We start from the raw sequence: 21,050 nt of genomic DNA, 5'->3' as shown, positions 1-21,050 counted from the left end.
TTCCCGTCAGAGCTTCTCGACCGGGGCGTAGCGCAGCAGCAGTTCCTTGCGCCCGGCGGTGCCGAAGTCGACGGTGGCGCGGGCCTTGTCGCCGACGCCCTGGGTGGCGACCACGGTGCCCAGACCGAAGCTGTCGTGGCTGACCCGGTCGCCGACGGTGAGCGCCACCACCTCCCGGTCCACCATGGTGCGCGCCGACTTGCCCCAGCCGGCCTTCGGCGAGGCACTCGCCGAGAAGCTGCTGCTACGTCCGCCGGAAGAACCGGAAGAACCGGAAGAGCTGGACGAGGAGAAGCGGGAGGCGGGCACGGCCGCCGCGCCGGTGCGCTTCCACTGGATCAGGTTCTCCGGGATCTCCTCCAGGAACCGGGACGCCGGGTTGTACGACGGCTGCCCCCAGGCGCTGCGCAGCACCGACCTGGTCAGGTAGAGCCGCTGCCGGGCCCGGGTGAGGCCGACGTACGCGAGCCGCCGCTCCTCCTCCAGTTCCTTGACCTGGTTCAGCGCCCGCATGTGCGGGAAGATCCCGTCCTCCATGCCGGTGAGGAACACCACCGGGAACTCCAGGCCCTTGGCGGTGTGCAGGGTCATCATCGTGATCACCCCGGCACCGTCCTCGTCGTCGGGGATCTGGTCGGAGTCGGCGACCAGCGCCACCCGCTCCAGGAAGTCGGCGAGCGAGCCGACCGGCGGGCCCTCGTCACCCTCGGGCCGCTCCCCCGGGTCCTTCTCGTACTCGAGGGCCACGGAGGCGAGTTCCTGGAGGTTCTCCACCCGGGTCTCGTCCTGCGGGTCGGTGGACGCCTGGAGTTCGGCCAGGTACCCGGTCTCCTCCAGGACGGCCTCCAGCACCGCGGCCGGCCCGGCCCCGGACTCGACGACCTGGCGCAGCCCGGCCAGCAGGTCGTTGAACTTCTTCACCGCGTTGGCGGAGCGTGCCGCTATTCCGTACGCCTCGTCGACCCGCCCCAGCGCCTGCGCGAAGGAGATCCGTTCGCGGGCGGCGAGCGCGTCGATCATCGCCTCGGCGCGTTCGCCGATGCCGCGCTTGGGCACGTTGAGGATCCGGCGCAGCGGCACGGTGTCCTCCGGGTTGGACAGCACCCGCAGGTACGCGAGGACGTCCTTGACCTCCTTGCGTTCGTAGAAGCGCACCCCGCCGACCACCTTGTACGGCAGGCCGACCCGGATGAACACCTCCTCGAACACCCGGGACTGTGCGTTGGTGCGGTAGAAGATCGCCACGTCACCGGGGCGGGCGTGGCCGGCGTCGGTGAGCCGGTCGATCTCGTCGGCGATGAACTGGGCCTCGCCGTGCTCGTCGTCGGCGACGTAGCCGACCACCTGCTCGCCCTGGTCGCCGGCCGTCCACAGGTTCTTCTTGCGGCGGTTGGTGTTGCGTTCGATCACCGAGTTGGCGGCGGTCAGGATGGTCTGCGTGGAGCGGTAGTTCTGCTCCAGCAGGATCGTCGTCGCGTTCGGGTAGTCCTCCTCGAACGCCAGGATGTTGCGGATCGTGGCGCCGCGGAAGGCGTAGATCGACTGGTCGGCGTCACCGACCACGCACAGCTCGGCGGGCGCGATCTGCGCCAGCCGGGCCTCCGCCGGGTCGACGAAGTCGCCGTCCGCGGTCATTCGCGGGGCGTGCGCGGCCGAGCCGCCGGACAACTCCCGCACCAGCGTGTACTGGGCGTGGTTGGTGTCCTGGTACTCGTCGACCAGGATGTGCCTGAACCTGCGCCGGTAGTGCTCGGAGACGTCCGGGAACGCCTGCAGCAGGTTGACGGTGGTCATGATGATGTCGTCGAAGTCCAGCGCGTTGGCCTCGCGCAGGCGCCGCTGGTAGAGGAAGTACGCCTCGGCGAGCTTCTTCTCCATCGGGTTCGCCGCCTGGTCGGCGTACGTCTCCTCGTCGATCAGCTCGTTCTTGAGGTTGCTGACCTTCGCGGTGAACGACTTCGGCGGGAACTGCTTCGGGTCGAGGTCCAGGTCACGGCAGACCAGCGACATCAGGCGCTGCGAGTCCGCCGAGTCGTAGATCGAGAAGCTGGAGCTCATGTTCAGCAGCTTCGCCTCGCGGCGCAGGATGCGGACGCACGCGCTGTGGAACGTCGACACCCACATCGCCTTGGCGCGCGGGCCGACCAGTGCCTCGACCCGCTCGCGCATCTCACCGGCGGCCTTGTTGGTGAAGGTGATCGCCAGGATCTCGCCGGGCTGCACGCCGCGGGCGGCCAGCAGGTGGGCGATCCGGTGGGTCAGCACCCGGGTCTTGCCGGAGCCGGCGCCGGCCACGATCAGCAGCGGCGAGCCGTGGTGCAGCACCGCCTCGCGCTGCGGGTCGTTCATGCCTTCCAGCAGCTGCGCCGGGTCGACCACGGTGCGCTCCGCGCCGTTGCGGTGCCAGGCGTCGCGCGCGCTCTCGGCGGCGTGGTCGGTTTCGAACAGCCCGTCGGGGATGCTCTCCTCCGCGCCGTACCCGGGGTCGTACGGCGGCTCGTACGGTTCGTCGTACGGCTCGTCCGCGGGCGGCGCCTCCTCGTCCGACCACAGCGTCAGGGGCGGCTGCTGCGCCGCTTCGGGGCGGCGGCTCGACCCGACGGCAGGACGCTCGAAGCCGGGGAGCGGGAGGTCATCGAAGAGGCTAGTCATGGCCCTTCGAGTCTATGGCTACCCGCCGACATCCCCGGCCGGTCGCGAGAAACCGACCCGGCGGACCGGCCCGCTACGGGGCGTCCGGGTAGGTGAACACCAGGAACCCGCCGTACGCGGCCGAGCCGAGTGCGGCGCCGGCGAGCAGCAGCAGCAGGGTCGCCCTGGTCCGGACCCGGGACAGCGCCGTGGCGAGCGGCAGCAGCAGGCCGATGGCGGGCAGCAGGAACCGGGCCCTGGAGGTGAAGTACGCGGCGTCCCCGAGCGCCAGCAGCAGGGTGAACGCACTCAGCAGCACCACGACGAGCGGCTGCCGCTGGATCACCGAGATCCCGAACAGCAGCACGGCCACGCCCAGCACCACCGCCACCACGACCTGCGGCAACCACACGGTCTCGACCCGGCCGAGCAGCCTGATGAAGGAGTGCGCGGTGCTGCGGCCGAAGTCGAACTTCGACTGCCAGGCCTCCTGGACCTTGAAGTAGCCGTCCCAGCTGCCCTTGACCCAGCCGACCCAGGCGACGTGGCCGACGAACCCCAGCGGGGCGATCAGCCCGCCGAGCACCGGCCGCCACCAGGCGGGCGCGTCCGGGCCCCGGCGGGTGACCAGTTCCCACAGGGCGGCGCAGCCGATCGCCGCCGCCACCGCGATCCCGGTCGGGCGGCACAGGCCGGCCAGCAGCGACAGCGTTCCCGCGACGATCCAGCTGCGGGTCATCGCCGCGTACACCGCCCAGACGGCGAAGGCGGTGAACATCAGCTCCGAGTAGGCCATGCTCTCGACCACCGCGACCGGCAGCACGCCCCACAGCACGGCCGCCAGCACGCCGACCTTGCGGTTGTAGATCCGCGTGCCCACCGCGAAGATCCCCCAGGCGGCGACCACCGAGGACAGCCAGGCCACCGCCAGCGCCGCCTGGCTGTAGGACAGCGGGGTCGCCCAGGCGACGGCGCGGATCGCCGCGGGGTAGCCGGGGAAGAACGCGTACGCCTCGTACGGGCCGTACGGTCCGGGCACCGGGGCCACCCCGGCGTACCAGTGCTCGGCGATCTGCTGGTAGAACAGCGCGTCCCAGAGTTCACTCAGCCGGGTTAACGCACCCACGTTCCGGCGTGCTCCCCACGCGACCAGCACCAGCACGCCGACCGCCCGCACCGCGATGTACCCCAGCAGGGCGGGGGCGGCGGCCCTCAGCCCGACCCGCCCCCGCAGCGCGGATCGCCGCGGCGCGCCCCTGCCGGAATCCGCCGTCCGGCCGTCGGCACGGGAGAGGTCAGTGCTCACCGAAGAGTCCTCCGAGACCGGTCGCAGGCGGGCCGTTGCCCGCGGCTGCGCCGATCCTCCTCGGTTCGCGACGAACTGACAAATGCAGCGGACGATCCGTCAGAAACCGTTCACTGCACGGCTTTGCTGCGCTCGACCAGGGTTACGGTGATCCCCTTCACCTGCTTGGTCTGGATCGTTTTGTACTCGCCGGAGAGCACCTTGACCTCGCCCTCGGACATGTTCTTGTACGGGTCCTCGGGGGAGCCGTAGGTGACCACCCAGATGCGGTCGACGCCCGCGGCGCAGGCCGCCGGGTCCTTGCAGGCGACCGAGTACAGGTCCTTGTGCTGCACCGGGCTCTCGGTGATGAACACGTCCTTCGGCTTCACCCGTTCGGGCAGGTAGTAGTCGAGGGCGAAGTCGAGCATCATGAACGCGTCGCTGCCGCGCACCGGGGCGACACCGTCGCCGGGCCGGTAGCCCGCGGCGATGATCTTCGCGGCGCCCTGCTCGTCGGCCCACTCGTGCGCGGTCCGCGTCCGGGTGTTCCGCTGGTCCTGGACGCCGAGCAGCGCGGTGCCGATCAGGCCGATCGCGATCAGTACCCGCGGGCGCAGGGCGGTCAGGCCGGCGGCGGCCAGCACCACCCAGGCGGGGACGGTGAACAGCAGGTAGCGGTCGAGGAAGTAGGCGGTCTGCCCCTGCGAGACGAACCAGATCACCACGATCGGCAGTGCCGCGATCAGGCCGATCTCGAACGCCGGACGGCGGCCCTTCGGCCAGGCCGCGGGCAGCACGGCCAGTGCCAGCACGCAGCCGCTGACCAGCGGCGACTGGAACAGGCCGTGCCACATGTTGGTGAAGTCCTGCAGCGTGGGCGCGTGCAGCCAGGAGATCTGCCTGCCCACCTGGCGGCGGCCGAGCAGCACCAGCGGCACCACCGGCAGCAGCGCGACCAGCACCGCCACCGGGAACCCGATCAGCAGCGCCCGGCCGCGCTCCCGCCACCAGCGCAGCAGCACCACGACGGCGTGCGGGGCGAGCACGCACAGCGCGATCATGTGGAACAGTCCGGCGAGGGCGACGGCCACCGAGTACGGCAGCCAGCGCCGCCAGGTCGGGAGTTCCAGGGCGCGCAGCAGCAACCAGGTCGCGGCGGCGACCGCGAGCACCGCGAAGGCGTAGGAGCGGGCCTCCTGGGAGTACCGCGACACGCTGGGGAGGACGGCGAACAGCAGGCCGGCGACCAGGCCGGTCCTGGTGTCGAACTGCTTGCGGCCGGTCAGCGCGACGAACACCGCGGCGCCGGACATGGCCAGCGCGGAGGGCAGCCGGAGCATCGTGGCCGAGTCGCCGAACGCCGACACCCAGAAGTGCATCAGCAGGTAGTACAGCCCCGACACCGCGTCCACGTTGCCCAGCAGGGCGAACAGCTCGCCGGTGCTGCGGGTGGCGGCGCTCCAGGTCGCCAGCTCGTCACGCCACAGTTCCGGCCGCCAGCTGCCGTGGACGCCCAGCCCGAGGGTGAGCAGGGCCGGCCAGAGCCAGAAGGTGCGCCGGAGCAGGGCTGCCCCGGCGTCCCCGCGCTGCCGGAGCGGGCTGCGGTGCACTTCCCCCGGCGCCTCCGTGGCGCCATGTGTCACCGTGCTACTACCCATACGTACTTCCTCTGGCTTTCGGGCGGCGGTCGATACCCGCCACACCCTAGTTGCCATCGGGCTCCGCTTATGAATGCGCGGCCAGCACCTGGTCGTCCGCGGCCGCTTCGGGGGCCTGTTCGCGCCGCTTGACGGGCGGGTCCGCCTTCGGCAGGGAGAGCGTCTTCGCGTCCATCAGCCGCTTGAGGAGCTTGGACAGCGGCCGCTCTCCGTAGCGGTGCACCACCCAGGACAGGGCCAGGATGAAGATCAGGCAGAGCAGCAGTGTCGTCTTGTGGCCGATGCCCTGGTGCCGGGCCAGCCGGATCATCGCCCAGCCGATCTCCTGGTGCAGCAGGTAGACCGGGTAGGTCAGGGCGCCGGCCACGGTCAGCCACTTCCAGCGGATCGAGTTGAAGGCGCCCATCGCCACCCCGAGCATCACCAGGAACGCGGCGCCGGACAGGGTGGCCATGACGGGCCAGGAGAGCGCGTGGTGCACCTCGTACTCGTAGCCGCCCTGGGTGATGTGGAGCCGGTTCTGGGCTATCAGCCACTCGAACACCACCATGCCGAGCAGCAGCGGGTTCGCCCCGAACCGGTAGATCAGGTACAGCACGATGCCGGCGATGAAGTAAGGGGCGTCCTGGGGCTGGACCAGGTAGCCGAACAGCGGGCTGTCGACGTTCGCGGAGATCACCACGAGGGTGGTCCAGATCATGCAGAACGCCACCAGGCGGCGGTACGTCAGACCCAGCACGACCATGATCGCGAACACGATGTAGAACCGCAGCTCGATCCAGAGCGTCCAGTAGACGCCGTCCGCCTCGGTGACGCCGAGCGGGCGCTCCAGCATGGTGAGGTTGGTCAGCACGTCGCTGACGCTCATCGGCTTGCGGTCCGTGCGCGCGGTCGGCCAGTAGTTGACCACGGCGGTGGTCAGCAGGACGCCGATCCAGTACGCCGGGAAGAGTCGCACCACCCGGGAGCTGAAGTACGCCCGCGGCGACTTGCCCCAGCAGGACATGCAGATGACGAAGCCGCTGATCAGGAAGAACAGCTGGACACCCAGCCACCCGTAGGAGCCGATCGAGTGGATGGTCGGCATCAGCGCACGCGGGGTTCCCGCCCAGACGTTCGGGTGGATGTCGACACCCGTCCAGTGGAAGGCGACCACTCCGAGCGAGGCGATCAGCCGCAGCCCGTCCAGGACGTACAGGCGCGGTCTGGCCGCGGGGGTCTCGGTCGGAGCGGGCTCGGCTATAGCCGGGAGGGACGGCATGGGCACAGCAGGCATGACGGACTCTCGACGCGGGGGAAGGCGAAAGGGCCAAGGCCGACCCGCACTGCGGACCGGCCGACCTCAGCAGACCTTACGCGCTCCTGTCACCCCAAAAACACCCACAGGCGGGCAAAGATCGGCATCCCTCCATACCGGATACATCACGGTCACACCGTGCTCAACGCACCGGCTGTGCCGTGGCGGAAAGCATCTCCTCGCCGAGGGAAGGGACGGCGGGGTCCATCGCGGCCGGCCCGTCCGGCACCTCGGCGCTCTTCACCGCGGCCGGCCGGAACGCCCGGTCGAGCAGGAGCAGCGCGACGGTCACGTTCACCGCGGCCACCGAGTACGCCCAGTGCTCGACCACGTCGAACCAGGGCAGGGTGAACCCGGCCATCCGCGGGATCAGCGCGACCCACAGCCACGGCGAACGGGCCACCGAGCCGGACCGGATCACCGAGGCGAGCAGCACCGGGAGCGTCACCAGCAGGTAGTGGTCGAAGGCCGGCTTGAGGACGATGTTGGCCGCCACCATCAGCATGACGCCGGTCTCGACCAGCCGGATGTCCTCCGCGTCGCCCCGGTTCCAGCGCCGCCACGCGCCGACCAGCAGCGCCAGCGCCAGCAGCGCCGCCACGCCCGACGCCACCACGCCCGGGATGTGCACCCGCGCCAGCAGGGTGCCCAGCGAGGCGTCGTACGGCCTGGCGAACTCGTCCTGCCCGTGCAGCAGGAACGGCAGTGTCTTGGTGAAGAACAGGCCGGGCTGCGGCATTATCGCCGCGGCCACGCCGCAGAGGGCCAGCGGGACGGCGGCGGCCACCGCGAACGCCTTGGGCCTCCGGGCGATCAGGAAGATCAGCGCGAACGGCACCAGCATCGGCTTGGTCGCTATCGCCAGGCCGACCACCACGCCCGCCCACACCCAGCGCGCCCGGCTGGCCAGCAGCAGGGCCGCCGGCAGCGCCAGCGCCGAGTAGGCCGTCCAGTTGCCCAGCTGCGCCAGGTTCCGGAACGGGCCGAAGAAGCAGAGGAACAGCACGCCGAGCACCGACAGCCGGCTGAACACCGACACCCGGAAGATCCGCACCGCGAAGAACCAGCCGAGCATCACCATGCCCGTGGTCAGCGCCGGCACCAGCCAGCCCAGCCAGTACGGGGGGACGAAGGTCATCGGGGCGGCGACCAGGACGGCGCTGGGGAAGTACAGGAACCGCTTGTCCTCGTACGGCGAGCCCCCGTCCACGAAGGTCTGCGCGGCCTTCACGATGAACGTGTTGTCCATCATGTTTATCCCGCTGTGGCGCGCGTTGTAGACGGTGAAGAAGTACATGAGCACGGCAGCCACGAGGACCGGTATCGGCGCCCTCGTCCGCAGCCACGGACCGATGTCCGACGCGGACGCCTTCTTGATTCCCACCCTGGTCCCCTTGTTCGGACGATCGCCACGCTCGGCTCGAACGCATCCGTACAAATATCACACGAATATCGAGGGCCTGAGACGCCCACCACAGGGCGGGCACGGGCCCGGACCGGCCCGTGGCCCGGGCGACTCAGATCAGCCGGCGGGCCGTGGCCCAGCGGGTCAGTTCGTGCCGGTTCGACAGCTGCAGCTTGCGCAGCACCGCGGAGACGTGGCTCTCCACCGTCTTCACCGAGATGAACAGCTGCTTGGCGATCTCCTTGTACGCGTAGCCGCGGGCGATCAGCCGCAGCACCTCGCGCTCGCGCTGGGTGAGGCGGTCGAGGTCCTCGTCGACCGGCGGGGTGTCGGTGGCGGCGAACGCGTCGAGCACGAAGCCGGCCAGCCGCGGCGAGAACACCGCGTCGCCGTCGGAGATCCGGAAGATCGCCTTGACCAGGTCGGTACCGGTGATGGTCTTGGTGACGTAGCCGCGGGCGCCACCGCGGATCACGCCGATGACGTCCTCCGCGGCGTCGGAGACCGACAGCGCGAGGAAGCGCACCCCCTCCACACCCGCCGAGCGGCGCAGCACCTCGACACCGCCGCCGCCGGGCAGGTGGACGTCGAGCAGCACCACGTCGGGCCGGGTCTCGGCGACCACCCGGACCGCCGACTCCACGTCGTCGGCCTCGCCGACCACGTCGATGCCGGTCTCCTCGGTGCGCCCGATCTCGGCGCGCACACCGGTACGGAACATCCGGTGGTCGTCCACCAGGACCACCCGGGCACGCCTCTCGGGTGCCGCTATCTCAGTCATCTGCCGCCCTCTCCATCTCCAGCTCGACCTCGGTCCCGCCGTCCGGCGCGGGCCGCACCCGCGCGGTGCCGCCGTTGCGCCGCATCCGGCCGATGATCGATTCGCGTACGCCCATCCGGTCCTCGGGCAGGTCGTCGGGGTCGAAGCCGGGGCCGTGGTCGCGAACGAACACCGACACCGTCCTCCCCTCCACCTCCGCGTAGACCTGGACCGGTCCCCCGCCACCGTACTTGGCGGCGTTCACCATGGCTTCCCTGGCTGCCTGCATCTGCGAGGCGATCTTCTCGTCCATCGGGCAGTCGCCGACGCAGACCAGCTCGATGTGGACGCCGTGCCGGTCCTCGACCTCGGCGACGATCGCCCGCAGGTGTTCGGCGAGGGTATCGGGCGCGGCCTCGGCGGCGGCCTCGGGGCGGTACAGCCACAGGCGCAGTTCGCGTTCCTGGGCGCGGGCCAGCCGCAGCACCTCCTTGGGGTCCTCGGCCCGGCGCTGGATCAGCGTCAGCGTGTGCAGCACCGAGTCGTGGATGTGGGCGGCGATCTCGGCGCGCTCCTGGGCGCGGATGCGGGCGGTGCGCTCGGCGCCGAGGTCCTGCCACATCCGCAGCATCGACGGGCCGGCCAGCACCAGCACGCCCGCCACCACGGCCAGCGAGGACTCGATCACCAGGGCGATCGGCGAGTCGACGCCCTGCGTCACGAAGTAGCCGATGATGCCGGCCACCACCAGCAGCACACCGGCGGCGACCCGCAGGTAGGCGCCCTTGCGGCTGCCGGGCTCCAGGCCGAACCAGTTCTGCCAGCGCGAGTCGTCGGCCTGCCGCCACACCAGGGCGACACCGACGCCGACCGCGAGCAGCGGCCACACGTACGGCTTGGCGGTCTGGATGCCGAGCGCGGACAGCAGCGCCATCACGCCGATGACCAGGCCGATCAGCGCGAACAGCTGGCCGAGGCTGCCGCCGCGCTGCCCGGCGGTCGCCGGGGCGGCCGGGGCGGAGGCGGGGCCGGCCTGCAGGTCGGCGGGGAAGGTGCCGGGGGCGCCGTCCTCGCCGTGGAAGGTGCGCTCCAGCAGGCCGCGCAGCCGCCCGACGCGGCCGGCGCCGGCGGCGGGCAGCCCGGTGCGGGGGGCGCCGGGGGCGGCCTCGCCGATGCCGAGCGGCACCACCACCCAGAACGCGGCGTACAGCAGCGTGCCGATGCCCTGGGAGAAGAACAGCACGATGAACGCCACCCGCACCCAGGTGACGGGCACCCCGAGGTGCACCGACAGTCCCTGGCAGACACCGCCGAGGATCCGGCCGTGCGGGCTGCGGTAGAGCCGCCGGTAGGGCGGCGCACCGGCCGGCGTGTCGGTCGGGGCGGTCTCGGTGGTTCTGGTGTCGGGTGCTGCCACGGCACCGATGGTCGCAGGTGCCCGGTCGGCGGCGCATCAGGGTCCGGCCCGGAGCCCGCCTCAGGGACAGTTCAGGGTCGCTCCGGGGCTCCGGACGGTTGGGCGGGGCCCGGCGGCCCGGAAGGATGGGGGGTATGACGGACGACCAGATCCCGGGAGACGCACCGGGCGCCCCCACCGAACCGCGCCCGGCGCTGACCCGCTCCTCCCGGCACCGGGTGGTGGCGGGCGTGTGCGGCGGGCTCGGCCGCTACCTGGACATCGACCCGGTGGTGTTCCGGGTGGTGATCGCGGTGCTCGGCCTGACCGGCGGACTCGGGTTGTTCCTGTACGGCCTGGCCTGGCTGGTGGTGCCGCGCGAGGCCACCGACGGCGAGGGCGGCCGCACCGAACTCCAGCGCGTGCTGACCGGCCGGGTGGACGGCCAGTCGATCGGCGCGGTGCTGCTGACGGTGATCGGCACCGGGGTGTTCTTCTCCTCGATGAACGACGGCGACCAGCTGTTCCCGGTGCTGATGCTGGCCGCGCTGGTGTTCCTGGCGCTGCGCCACGACCCGGAGCGCCGCCGCCGGTTCAGCGGCGACGAGACCGCGGGCCCCAAGCCGGCCGGCGGCCCGTACGACCGGCTGGACCCGTCCGGCAATTTCGCCGACTGGAAGACCTGGGGCGAGGCGATGAGCCGCGACCTGCGCGGCGAGTGGCAGGCCCGCACGGCCGACCTGCACGAACGGATCGCCACCCGGAACGAGGAGCACGCGGCGGGCGCTGTCCCCGGGGACACGCCCCCGGCCGGCCCGTCCGGTTACCTGTGGGACCCGCGGCACCCGGAGCGCAACCCGTACGGCGCGACGCCGCCGCCCGGCGCGCCCGCCCGGCCCTGGTGGCAGCGCACCGACCTGCCGGAGGGCGACCCGCTGCGCAAGGAGCCCGCCGCGCCGTCGGGCTACCAGGAGCGCATGGAACAGAGCATGGCGCAGTACCGGGAGCGCGCCGAGCAGCGCCACCTGGCGCAGCGGGAGGCGATGGAGCGGCACCGGGAGAGCATGGCGCGCCACCGCGAGTGGAAGGCCAAGCGGCGCGCAGAGCGCGGGCGGTCAGGCCTGGGGGCATCGGCGGTGCTGCTGTCGCTGGGCGCGGCCTGGGCGGTGGCGGTGAGCGACCACGGCAGCCACCGCTGGTCGGCGGTGCTGGCGGTGGCGCTGCTGCCGCTGGGCCTGGCGATGGTGCTCAGCGCCCGCTGGGGGCGCACCCGCGGGCTGACCTTCCTGTCGCTGCTGCTGACGGCGGGCCTGGTGGTCGCGGGCGGTACCTCGGTGACGGTCGCGGACACCATCGGCGACCGTAGCTGGACGGCGAGCGCGGACAACCTGCACTCGCGGTACACGGCGGGCGTCGGCGACGTCCGGCTCGACCTGTCGGCGCTGGACCCGAAGGGCGGCGTCCTCGACACCCAGCTGCGGGTCGGCATGGGCAACGCGGTGGTGCGGGTGCCGGACGGTGTGGAGCTGCGGCTGAAGCTGCGCGACGGGGTGGGCTCGGTGAGCCTGCCGGACGGTCAGGAATACAGCGGCCCGGCGACCAACGAGAACGTGGTGATCGAGGTCCCGGAGGGGCAGCCGTCCAAGGGGGCGCTGGAGCTGACGGTGACCATGGGCATCGGTGACATCAGGGTGGAGCGGTGATGAGGAAGCATCAGTTCGATCTGTACGCGCTGGTCGCGGGCGGACTGTTCACGGCGCTGGCGGTGCTGTACCTGGTGGCGTCGGTGAACGACCAGGAGGTGAACAGCCGGTTCGTGCTGCCGCTGGCGCTGATCGTGCTCGGCGCGGGCGGCCTCGGCGGCGCGCTGGTGGCAGTCTCCAGGCGCGGCCGGGGCGGGGCCCGCGACGACAATCACACGCTGGACTAGGACAGACCCTAGGCGCCCTGCTTCGGCCCGAGTTCGAGCTGCTCGCCGTTCTTGGTGACGGCGTAGGTGGGCAGCGGCTTGGTGGCCGGCCCGTTGATCACCGCGCCGGTGGCGGCGTCGAACTTGGAGCCGTGGCAGGGGCAGTACAGCTGGCCGTCCTTGGGCGGGTTGACGGCGCAGCCGGAGTGGGTGCACACCGAGGACAGGCCGGCGTACTTCCCGGCGGACGGCTGGACGATGTACACGGCGTCGCCGCTGGCGGGGTCCTTGACGGTGGCGGAGCCGCCGACCGGGACCTGCGCGGCGGGGACGCCCACCGCCGGCGCCGCGGACTGCGGCGCGGCGGACTGCGGGGCCGCGCCGGTGGTGCCGGGGGCGGCGGCGGGCGCGATCCCGTCGCGGCCGAAGGCGGCGGTGAGCGAGCCGGACAGCAGGCCGGCGCCGCCGAGCGCGACGGCCGCGATGCCGCCGTCCAGCAGGGCGCGGCGGCGCACCGCGTCCTCGGCGAGGCCGCGGGCGCGGTCCCGGGCGGCCCGGGCGGCGAGGTAGCCGTCCACCGACAGGTAGGGGGTGCCGGCCAGCAGCAGCGGCGTCCAGGCCATCAGGTAGGCGAGGTCGTTGCCCAGGTAGTACGGGGTGGTGTGGAAGCTGACGGTCAGCCAGAGGGTGGCGCTGAGCAGCGCGCCTCCGAGGGCGGCGACCCGTCCCCACAGGCCGAACAGGGTGCCCAGGCCCACCGCGAGCTCGCCGAAGGCGATCAGCAGGCCGAAGAAGGTGGGCGAGTCCAGGGCGGGGGCGAGCGCCCAGCCGAGCGGGCTGCCGGCCTTGGCGGCCTGCGTCTGCGCGTAGAAGGAGGCGGCGTCGCCGGGGCCGGCCAGGTAGTGCGCGTCGGAGAGCTTGTCGAAGGCGGCGTAGACGAAGGTCGCCCCCAGGAACAGCCGCAGCGGCAGCAGGGCGAGGCGGGAGGCCGTCGCCTTCCACTGCCAGGTCTGTGTTTCCGTGCTCCGGCCTTCGTGCAGGCCTGTGCCCGTGCCCGTCGCCATCGCTGTTGCCCTCTCCTCGCGCCGCCCGCCGACCGCCGACGGGACCGGGTCCGATTGTGCCGGGTGCCGCCCGGACATGACGGCGCCGCCACTCCCTCGGTCGGGGAGCGGCGGCGCGGTCACACGGTTGCCGGGGGTGGGATCACTCCCACTCGATGGTGCCCGGCGGCTTGGAGGTGACGTCCAGGACGACGCGGTTGACGTCCTTGACCTCGTTGGTGATCCGGGTGGAGATCTTCGCCAGCACCTCGTAGGGCAGGCGCGACCAGTCGGCGGTCATGGCGTCCTCGGAGGAGACCGGGCGCAGCACGATCGGGTGGCCGTAGGTGCGGCCGTCGCCCTGGACGCCGACCGAGCGGACGTCGGCGAGCAGCACGACGGGGCACTGCCAGATCTCGGAGTCGAGGCCGGCGAGGGTCAGTTCCTCGCGGGCGATGGCGTCGGCGTCGCGGAGCAGGTCCAGGCGTTCCTTGGTGACCTCGCCGACGATGCGGATGCCGAGGCCGGGGCCGGGGAACGGCTGGCGCTGGACGATCTCGGCGGGCAGGCCGAGCTCCTGGCCGACCATCCGGACCTCGTCCTTGAACAGCTTGCGCAGCGGCTCGACGAGCTGGAACTCGAGGTCCTCGGGGAGGCCGCCGACGTTGTGGTGGGACTTGATGTTGGCGGTGCCGGTGCCGCCGCCGGACTCCACCACGTCCGGGTACAGGGTGCCCTGGACCAGGAACTCCACGGCGGGGCCCTCGTCGGCGATGATGTCGGCCTGGGCCTGCTCGAAGACCCGGATGAACTCGCGGCCGATGATCTTGCGCTTGGTCTCGGGGTCGGAGACGCCCTTCAGCGCGGTCAGGAAGCGCTCCTCGGCGTCGACCACGATCAGCTTGACGCCGGTGGCCGCGACGAAGTCCTTCTCGACCTGCTCGGTCTCGCCCTTGCGCATCAGGCCGTGGTCGACGTAGACGCAGGTCAGGCGGTCGCCGATGGCGCGCTGCACTAGGGCGGCGGCGACGGCGGAGTCCACGCCACCGGACAGGCCGCAGATGGCGCGCTTGTCGCCGACCTGCTCGCGGATCAGCGCGACCTGCTCCTCGACCACGTTGGTGGTGGTCCAGTTCGGGGCGATGCCGGCGCCGCGGTACAGGAAGTGCTCCAGCACCTGCTGGCCGTGCTCGGAGTGCATCACCTCGGGGTGGTACTGCACGCCGTACAGCTTGCGCTCGTCGTTCTCGAACGCGGCGACCGGCACCACGTCGGTCGACGCGGTGACGGTGAAGCCCTCCGGCGCGGCCGAGCAGGCGTCGCCGTGCGACATCCACACCGAGTGCTTGTCCGGGGTGCCCTCGAACAGCGTCGAGCCCGAGCGGGTGACGGTCAGCGGGGTGCGGCCGTACTCACGGGCGCCGCTGTTGTCGACGGTGCCACCGAGGACGGTGGCCATCAGCTGGAAGCCATAGCACATGCCGAACACCGGAACACCGGCCTCGAAGATCGCACGGTCGAGCTGCGGAGCGCCCTCCTCGTACACCGACGACGGACCGCCGGAGAGGATGATCGCCTTCGGGTTCTTGGCGAGCATCTCGGCGACCGGCATGGAGCTCGGCACGATCTCGCTGTAAACCCGCGCCTCACGCACCCGACGGGCGATGAGCTGGGCGTACTGGGCGCCGAAGTCGACGACCAGGACGGTGTCGTTCTCGGGCGGGGACTGGGGGTGTACAGAGGACACGGACGGCCTTCCGGCGGCGGTACAAAAGGGGTGTCGCCACCGAGTCTACCGGGAGCGTTTCACCCGGCTGCCAGCCGAGCCGCCCGTGACCGCGCAGGGTGGCGAATCGTTGCACCGGGAGACCGTGCGAGACGCCGGCACCCTCCAGGTGCGGGCGGCGCGTGCGGCGGACCACGCGTGGATCTTTCTTCTCCGGTCCACCGGTGCGCGTGGCGGGCACGGGCCCGCCGTGGGACCGCGCCCCGGTGCCGCGGTCGGGTCAGCAGGGGACAGCGAACCCGTCCGCGACCGGGCGGACCCGGGGTGTGGCGGCCGGTACCGGTGCCGGCCGCCGCACACGGGTCAACCAACCGCTCCGGCGTACGCCCCGGTGCGCCCCGCAAGCCACTATCACGGACAGTTACCACCCCGGCCGGTCGGTTTCGGCGCCCCCCGGCGCCGTGTCCGGTACCGGACTCGGCCGAATTTGCGTCGAATCGGTTGCACGGCACGGCCCTCGTCCAGGACGATGACTGCAGGACGGGGGCCACCACACACCCCGCCGCACTCTCGGACCGTTGGCGCGAACGGCCCGACTCTCACGCTCCGTGAGGCCCATCGGCCTCGGGCGCGCTCAGAACCATTTCCCCGACGGCGCTCCTCCCCCGGCGCCGTCACCCAGCACGCGGCGCGGCCCTGACGCCGAGTGCTGGCCGACAAAGGGCCCCGTTCCCCCGCGGGGCCCTTTGCCCTGTCCGGACTCGGCCGGCGTCCTGCCCGGTCCGGACTCGGCCGGCGTCCTGCCCGGTCCGGGCTCAGCTCGCGTCGGGCCGCCGGTAGGCAGCGTGCGAGTCCAGTACGTCGACCTGTCCGACCAGCGGCCGCTCCTCGGCGACCAGTTCGACCGTCCCGACGATGCCGTCCGGCTCGTCCGCCGCCTGCGCGGGCAGCGGCACGCGCACCGGCACCGGCGTGCGCCGCACCGCGTCGAGCGCGGCCGGCACCAGCAGCGCGCCGAACACCGCCCAGGCCGCGGCCGCGACCACCACCGAGGTCACCGACCAGCCGAGCAGTTCGATCCGGGCCTCGTGGACCTGTCCCTTGATGGTGCTGCTCTCGCTCAGCCAGATCGAGGTGCCGAGCACCAGCGCCGCCGTCAGCACCGCGTACAGCACGGCCAGCCGGGCCCGGTCCAGCTGGGTCAGCCGCCCCCGGTGCGCGGACCAGCCGAGCGCCAGCGCCGCCAGCAGCACCGGAACCACCGCCAGCCACCACTGCCCGCCGTGCGTGCCCAGGTCGTACAGCGCGAAGGTGCCCTCGTGCCCGCCGCGCAGGCCGCCCACCCCGGCCCGGGCGCCGCTGCCGACACCGAACAGGTACACGCCGCCGTTGACGGTCAGCGCCCGGAACGTGGACTGCGGGAACGGCTGGTCGACCAGCACCTGCATCACCACCGACACCAGGGTGAGCAGCACCAGCAGCGCCCCGACCACCCGCGCCGCGTGCTGCCACGCCAGCAGCCAGCCGCCCAGCCACCGGCGCCGCGCGGCCTCGGCACGCAGCGCGCCCTGCCCGTCCACGGCCAGCACCACCGCGGCCGCGGCCAGGAACCCGGACAGCCCGAGCGGCAGCATCGCCGGACCGGTGGTGACCTGCATGCTCAGCGAGAGCGAATCCTCGTCGACGTGCGAACTGCCGGTGGAGAGCCAGCCCAGCAGCAGCACCGCGACCGCCGACAGCGCGCCGGTGCGCAGCGCCTGCGCGCCGGCCGCCGGCCCGGTCGGCTCGGCGGCGCCGGCCGCGGCGCGGGCCCGGGCGGTCAGCCGCTGGCCGAGCCAGAGCAGCGCCAGCCAGCCGAACGCCACCGCGTACGGCAGCACGTGAATGCCGGAGGTGGAGGAGCCGAAGCTGCTGGAGTTGCTGTTCCGCCAGGGCGTGCCGAACGCGGTCAGCGTCAGCTGCAGCCACATCTGGAAGGTGTGGACGGTCCAGCGCACCGCCGGGTCGTCGTCCACGCCGCTGCCGCCGCGGCCCGCGATGGTGCTGCCGAGCGTGGCCAGCACCACCAGCAGCGCGGTCGGGGCGAGCAGCACCCGGCCGGCGGTCAGCCAGCCCCGGGACGGTGTCGGCCACTGCCGGTCCTGGTGTATCCGGCCGGAGCCCCACGGGGAGGGACCGGGCGCGGCGGTCTCGTCCACCATCACTTCCCCGATCGCGGGCGGCGGCACTACGGCGGGCCCGGTGGGGTGTCCGCAGTTCGCGCAGGTCGCCACGGCACCGGCGACAGCCGCTCCGCAGGACGGGCAGATGGGCATGACGGTCCCCCCGGGGGTGGTTCGATCGGGTGCCCGTTTATCCCATCGGCCGTCCGGCGATGTCAATCGGCGTCAGTTGCCCTGCGCGGCACCTTCGGCACGGCCAGCAGCGGCAGCCGCAACGCCCCGAACGCCCCTTCGGGCACGGCGGGCTGAGCCGGGGTCACCGCCCGGACGGGCCGGTAGTCGGCGCCCTGTTCGGGGCGCGGGTCGGCCTCGCCGCGGTTGGGCCACATCGACATGGCGCGCTCGGCCTGCGCGGTGATCGTCAGCGACGGGTTGACGCCGAGGTTGGCGGAGACCGCGGAGCCGTCGACCACGCTGATCCCCGGGTAGCCGTACAGCCGGTGGTACGGGTCGACCACACCGGTCTCGGCGCTGTCGCCGATCGGGCAGCCGCCGAGGAAGTGCGCGGTCAGCGGGATGTCGAAGATCTCGCCGACGGTGGAGCCGGGGAAACCGTTGATCGACGCGGCCAGCGCCCGCGCCCCCTCCTCCGCCGCCGGGATGTAGCTCGGGTTGGGCGCGCCGTGACCCTGGCGGGAGGTCAGCTTGCCGTTCTTCAGGGACACCGTCAGCGAGTTGTCCAGCGACTGCATCACCAGGCCGATGATGGTCTTCTCCGACCAGCGGTGCTGGTTCATCGACTGAGCGAAGATCCACGGATGCCGGCCGACCGACCCGAGGTAGCGCAGCCAGCGCGGCCCGCGCCCCGCCCCGCTGACCTGCTGGATGGACAGCGCGCCCATCGCGTTCGAACCTCGGCCGTAGCGGACCGGCTCGATGTGGGTGTTCTCGTCGGGGTGCACGGACGAGGTGATGGCCACGCCACGGGTGAAGTCGGGCCGCTCCCCGTAACGCCGGTCGGAGGTCTGCGCGCCCACCAGCGCCTCGGAGTTGGTGCGGGTCAGGTGGCCCAGCTTGGCGGAGATCCGGGGCAGCAGCCCGCCCTCGCGCATCCGGTGCAGCAGCGTCTGGGTGCCGTGGGTGCCAGCCGCGACCACCACCCGCTCGGCGGTGATGGTGCGGGCGCCGGCCTTCTTCGCCCGCCGGGTGCGGGCGTCGGTGGGCAGCACGTCCACCGCGTAGCCGTCGCCGTGCGGGCGCAGCCGCTTCACGGTGGTCAGCGGCAGGATCTCGGCGCCGGCCCGCTCCGCCAGGTACAGGTAGTTCTCGGTGAGCATGTTCTTCGCGCCGTGCCGGCAGCCCGTCATGCACTCCCCGCACTCGGTGCACGCCTTGCGCTTCGGGCCGGCCCCGCCGAAGTACGGGTCGTCGACCTCGCTGCCGGGCGCGGCCTTCGCCTCGCCGGTGCCGTCCTGCCCGTCGCCGAAGAACACCCCGACGGGGGCCAGGTGGAAGGTGTCGCCGCAGCCCATCGCCTCGGCGGCGGCCTTCAGGTGCACGTCCGAAGGCGTCATCGTCGGGTTGAGCCGAACACCGAGCATCCGCTGCGCCTGGTCGTAGAACGGGGCGAGTTCGGCCTGCCAGTCGGTGATGTGCCGCCACTGCCGGTCCTCGAAGAACGGCTTCGGCGGCACGTACAGCGTGTTGGCGTAGTTCAGCGAGCCGCCGCCGACGCCCGCCCCGGCCAGAATGAGCACATTGCGCAGCAGGTGGATGCGCTGGATGCCGTACAGGCCGACGGCGGGCGCCCACAGGTAGTCGCGGGTGTCCCAGGACGTGGTGGGCAGCTCGTCGCGGCCGAACCTGCGCCCGGCCTCCAGGACGGCGACCCGGTACCCCTTCTCGGTCAGCCGCAGCGCGGCGACCGAACCACCGAAGCCCGAACCGACCACCACGACGTCGTAGTCGAACGACACTGCCCCTCCTCGGCAAGCGACGGCAACTGCCCTGCTACTTCAGGCGGAACGCCTTCATGACCTTCAGGCCGGTGGTGAAGAACTCGGCGAACTTCTGGTCGTCCATACCCATCGACGGGCCGATCGGCAGCAGCCGCTGCACGGCGATGGTCTGCGCCTCGGTGTACCGCAGAATGCCTTCCGCACCATGCCGCCGGCCGAGCCCCGAGTCGCCCATGCCACCCATCGGCGACGCCACCGACCCGTACGCGGCGGCGTACGCCTCGTTCACGTTGACGGTGCCGGTGCGCAGCCGGGCCGCGACCTTGCGGCCCCGGCCGGTGTCCCTGGTCCACACGCTGGAGTTCAGGCCGTACGGGGTGGCGTTGGCGGCGGCGACCGCCTCGTCCTCGGTGTCGAACCGGTAGATCGACACCACCGGGCCGAAGGTCTCCTCCGCGCACACCGCCATCTCGGGGGTGACGCCGTCCAGGATGGTCGGCTCGAAGAACAGCGGCCCGAGGTCCGGCCGGGCCTGTCCGCCGGCCACCACCGTCGCCCCGGCCTTGACCGCCTCCTCGACGTGCCGGGTCACGGTCTCCAGCTGACGGCCCGACACCAGCGAGCCCATGTCCGCGCCGTACGCCAGACCGCCGCCCAGCCGCAGCGCGGACGTCCGCTCCGCGAACTTCGCCAGGAACGCGTCCGCCACCGACCGGTGCACGTACAGCCGCTCGATCGAGATGCACAGCTGCCCGGCGGAGGAGAAGCACGCCCGCACCGCACCCGCCGCGGCCTTGTCCAGGTCGGCGTCGGAGAGCACCAGCATGGCGTTCTTGCCGCCCAGCTCCAGCGAGGCCCCGACCAGCCGCTCGGCAGCCCGCCGGGCCACGTCCCGGCCGGTACGGGTCGAACCGGTGAACGCCACGTAGTCCGCGCGCTCCACCACCTCCGGCCCCACCACCGGGCCGTCACCCAGCACGATCTGCCACACCTGCGGCGGCAGCCCCGCCTCGACGAACAACTCCCGCGCCCACAACGCGGTCAGCGCCGTCTGGGTGTCCGGCTTGTTCACCACCGCGTTGCCCGCGACCAGCGCCGGCAGCGCGTCACCGACGGACAGCTCCAACGGGTAGTTCCACGGCGAGATCTGCCCGACCACACCCTTGGGCCGCCGCGCCTCCACCGCACTCGTCAGCCCCGGCACCGCACCGCCACGACGGCGGTCCTTCAGGTACGAGGACGCCGTCCGCCCGTAGTGCCGGGCCGCCGACGCGACCGCCATGACCTCCTCGAAGGCATGCAGCCGGGCCTTCCCGGTCTCCGCCTGAATGAGGTCCAGCACCTCGTCCTGCCGCCGCAGCAACAGATCGTGGAACCGCAGCAGCACCCCCGCCCGGTGCCGCACCGACAGCGCCGCCCACGCGGGCTGCGCCCGCCGGGCCTCCGTGAACGCCCGGTCCACATCCGCCGTCCCCGACACCGGCAGCGCCGCCAGCACCTCCCCGGTCAACGGCGCCAGGGTCTCCACGACGCCCTCCCCGGACGCCGTCACACCCTTCACCAACCGCGCCACCACCGCCGCCGGCACCGCCGAAGCAACCGTACGCGCCGCACCCGTGGCCACAGGATTGCGCCGAACCTGGCTCGTGCTCTCCGTCATGCGGGCAGCCTAGGCGCTCGACGCCCGCTTGTGTACCCGCCGGTAACACTCATTCGAGCCAGGGGCGCGTGGGGGCACCTCCCAGCCCCCAGGGGAGAACTGCGCGAAGCGGAAGACTCCCGTCGGCAGGATCGCGCCACGGCCAATGACCTGCACG

At 72.2% G+C, this 21,050-nt stretch carries 14 protein-coding genes and 1 pseudogene; 2 read left to right on the top strand and 13 right to left on the bottom strand.

Going from position 1 to position 21,050, the window contains the following annotated elements; genetic code table 11:
• Positions 1-6: 6 nt before the first annotated feature.
• From pcrA to ACFYS8_RS25315, 7 genes are all read right to left on the bottom strand, one after another.
• On the bottom strand, positions 7-2,652 hold the full coding sequence (pcrA, locus tag ACFYS8_RS25345) for a DNA helicase PcrA (protein ID WP_387644605.1): 2,646 nt from the start codon (positions 2,650-2,652) through the stop codon (positions 7-9).
• 73 nt (positions 2,653-2,725) lie between these two features.
• Positions 2,726-3,937, bottom strand: coding sequence for a hypothetical protein (locus ACFYS8_RS25340; RefSeq protein ID WP_387644602.1), 1,212 nt, complete (start codon positions 3,935-3,937; stop codon positions 2,726-2,728).
• A gap of 110 nt (positions 3,938-4,047) precedes the next feature.
• Positions 4,048-5,577, bottom strand: coding sequence for a glycosyltransferase family 39 protein (locus ACFYS8_RS25335; protein WP_387644599.1), 1,530 nt, complete (start codon positions 5,575-5,577; stop codon positions 4,048-4,050).
• Between the two features lie 67 nt (positions 5,578-5,644).
• The gene (locus ACFYS8_RS25330; protein WP_387644596.1) at positions 5,645-6,853 is read right to left on the bottom strand and encodes an acyltransferase family protein; all 1,209 of its coding nucleotides are present in this window, start codon (positions 6,851-6,853) and stop codon (positions 5,645-5,647) included.
• 163 nt (positions 6,854-7,016) lie between these two features.
• Positions 7,017-8,186 carry a glycosyltransferase family 87 protein gene (locus ACFYS8_RS25325; protein WP_387644594.1) on the bottom strand — a complete coding sequence of 390 codons (1,170 nt, stop codon included), beginning with the start codon at positions 8,184-8,186 and terminating at the stop codon, positions 7,017-7,019.
• A 205-nt stretch (positions 8,187-8,391) separates the two neighbouring features.
• Entirely contained in the window at positions 8,392-9,060 is a 669-nt protein-coding gene (locus ACFYS8_RS25320; RefSeq protein WP_387644591.1) for a LuxR C-terminal-related transcriptional regulator, read from the bottom strand.
• Positions 9,053-10,456 (bottom strand): PspC domain-containing protein, encoded by a 1,404-nt coding sequence (locus tag ACFYS8_RS25315; RefSeq protein ID WP_387644590.1) that lies wholly within the window; start codon positions 10,454-10,456, stop codon positions 9,053-9,055. Before ACFYS8_RS25315 ends, ACFYS8_RS25320 begins: the two co-directional genes overlap by 8 nt.
• 134 nt (positions 10,457-10,590) lie before the next feature.
• Here ACFYS8_RS25315 and ACFYS8_RS25310 point away from each other — a divergent pair, with 134 nt between their 5' ends.
• Together ACFYS8_RS25310 and ACFYS8_RS25305 are read left to right on the top strand one after the other, a co-directional pair.
• The gene (locus ACFYS8_RS25310) at positions 10,591-12,138 is read left to right on the top strand and encodes a PspC domain-containing protein (RefSeq protein ID WP_387644587.1); all 1,548 of its coding nucleotides are present in this window, start codon (positions 10,591-10,593) and stop codon (positions 12,136-12,138) included.
• Complete coding sequence (locus ACFYS8_RS25305; protein ID WP_387644585.1) at positions 12,138-12,365, top strand: hypothetical protein; 228 nt, start codon at positions 12,138-12,140, stop codon at positions 12,363-12,365. The genes ACFYS8_RS25310 and ACFYS8_RS25305 overlap by 1 nt, the downstream gene beginning before the upstream one ends.
• 8 nt (positions 12,366-12,373) lie before the next feature.
• On the opposite strand, the gene ACFYS8_RS25300 is transcribed toward ACFYS8_RS25305, so the two are convergent.
• From ACFYS8_RS25300 to ACFYS8_RS25275, 6 genes and pseudogenes are all read right to left on the bottom strand, one after another.
• Positions 12,374-12,682, bottom strand: a complete 309-nt coding sequence (locus ACFYS8_RS25300; protein WP_387645000.1) for a ubiquinol-cytochrome c reductase iron-sulfur subunit — start codon at positions 12,680-12,682, stop codon at positions 12,374-12,376.
• A gap of 207 nt (positions 12,683-12,889) precedes the next feature.
• A pseudogene (locus ACFYS8_RS25295) lies at positions 12,890-13,408 on the bottom strand (DoxX family membrane protein); the annotation flags it as partial.
• Between the two features lie 142 nt (positions 13,409-13,550).
• The gene (guaA, locus tag ACFYS8_RS25290) at positions 13,551-15,134 is read right to left on the bottom strand and encodes a glutamine-hydrolyzing GMP synthase (protein WP_387644582.1); all 1,584 of its coding nucleotides are present in this window, start codon (positions 15,132-15,134) and stop codon (positions 13,551-13,553) included.
• Positions 15,135-15,928: 794 nt separating this feature from the next.
• On the bottom strand, positions 15,929-17,314 hold the full coding sequence (locus tag ACFYS8_RS25285) for a hypothetical protein (protein ID WP_387644579.1): 1,386 nt from the start codon (positions 17,312-17,314) through the stop codon (positions 15,929-15,931).
• Positions 17,315-17,490: 176 nt separating this feature from the next.
• A complete protein-coding gene (locus ACFYS8_RS25280; protein ID WP_387644577.1) occupies positions 17,491-19,251 on the bottom strand; it encodes a GMC oxidoreductase in 1,761 nt (586 codons plus the stop codon).
• Between the two features lie 34 nt (positions 19,252-19,285).
• Entirely contained in the window at positions 19,286-20,893 is a 1,608-nt protein-coding gene (locus tag ACFYS8_RS25275) for a succinic semialdehyde dehydrogenase (RefSeq protein ID WP_387644574.1), read from the bottom strand.
• Between the last annotated feature and the right edge of the window lie 157 nt (positions 20,894-21,050).

Source organism: Kitasatospora sp. NPDC004615, from assembly GCF_042873545.1.
Lineage (GTDB): Bacteria > Actinomycetota > Actinomycetes > Streptomycetales > Streptomycetaceae > Kitasatospora.
This window is presented reverse-complemented; position numbering and strand designations above follow the sequence as displayed.

What these genes read in the sequence shown, in the direction of transcription:
- pcrA (WP_387644605.1), bottom strand. Translation starts at nt 2,652, where the DNA reads ATGACTAGCCTCTTCGATGACCTCCCGCTCCCCGGCTTCGAGCGTCCT.
- ACFYS8_RS25335 (WP_387644599.1), bottom strand. Translation starts at nt 5,577, where the DNA reads ATGGGTAGTAGCACGGTGACACATGGCGCCACGGAGGCGCCGGGGGAA.
- ACFYS8_RS25330 (WP_387644596.1), bottom strand. Translation starts at nt 6,853, where the DNA reads ATGCCTGCTGTGCCCATGCCGTCCCTCCCGGCTATAGCCGAGCCCGCT.
- ACFYS8_RS25320 (WP_387644591.1), bottom strand. Translation starts at nt 9,060, where the DNA reads ATGACTGAGATAGCGGCACCCGAGAGGCGTGCCCGGGTGGTCCTGGTG.
- ACFYS8_RS25310 (WP_387644587.1), top strand. Translation starts at nt 10,591, where the DNA reads ATGACGGACGACCAGATCCCGGGAGACGCACCGGGCGCCCCCACCGAA.
- ACFYS8_RS25305 (WP_387644585.1), top strand. Translation starts at nt 12,138, where the DNA reads ATGAGGAAGCATCAGTTCGATCTGTACGCGCTGGTCGCGGGCGGACTG.
- ACFYS8_RS25285 (WP_387644579.1), bottom strand. Translation starts at nt 17,314, where the DNA reads ATGGTGGACGAGACCGCCGCGCCCGGTCCCTCCCCGTGGGGCTCCGGC.
- ACFYS8_RS25275 (WP_387644574.1), bottom strand. Translation starts at nt 20,893, where the DNA reads ATGACGGAGAGCACGAGCCAGGTTCGGCGCAATCCTGTGGCCACGGGT.